Below are 708 nucleotides of genomic sequence, written 5' to 3'. Positions count from 1 at the left end.
TTCTTTTTCTTCATTCATGTTTCGTTGAACGAGATACTGAAGCATTTTCTCCCATAATGGTCGTAATGAGTATTTTTCATAGATAATACGATTTTCATCGTTACCTTCATTTATTTCTAAATATCCTCGTTGAATAAGCTGACGTAGGATTTCCATACATTTTTCTTCTGAAATTGTCATACGATTTGAGATTTCAATTGGTGTAGGAAAGAAATTTCCACCGTCCATAAAGGTTAATATATGGAATAGGACCATCATTTCCTCTTCGTTTAACTGTAGATGTCGATACGAGGACATTAACATTTTCGGAATTGAAATACTGCCTTGTTCGAATAAATCAACTAATTTATCCATTTTCATGTATAAACACCTCTTCATAACCTAGTATAACATGAGACCACGAAGTAGGGTTAAGAAAGAAATATTTGGTCTGAGGTTCATCTATAAATGAAAGAGACCTTTCCTTTTAGAAAGGTCCCTACCTTTGATTATTATGGATATAGTCGATTTAGCAGACGTGGGAATGGGATTGTTTCACGTACATGTTCAACGCCACTAATCCATGCTACTGTTCTTTCTAGCCCTAATCCGAAGCCTGAATGTGGTACAGATCCATATTTACGTAACTCTAAATACCACTCATATGCCCCACTTGTTAAGCCGTGTGTTTGAAGTTGTTGTTTTAAGAGGTCATAATCATGAATTCTC

General features: G+C 35.2%; 1 protein-coding gene and 1 pseudogene. Both read right to left on the bottom strand.

Going from position 1 to position 708, the window contains the following annotated elements:
- Window positions 1–360: pseudogene (locus V7147_RS12605) on the bottom strand (helix-turn-helix domain-containing protein); the annotation flags it as partial.
- A gap of 131 nt (window positions 361–491) precedes the next feature.
- Window positions 492–708: amino acid--tRNA ligase-related protein (locus tag V7147_RS12600; RefSeq protein WP_335368214.1), on the bottom strand; the 217-nt coding region annotated here is incomplete at its 5' end.

Source organism: Bacillus sp. JJ1521, from assembly GCF_036965165.1.
Classification (GTDB): domain Bacteria; phylum Bacillota; class Bacilli; order Bacillales; family Bacillaceae_L; genus Ferdinandcohnia.
This window is presented reverse-complemented; position numbering and strand designations above follow the sequence as displayed.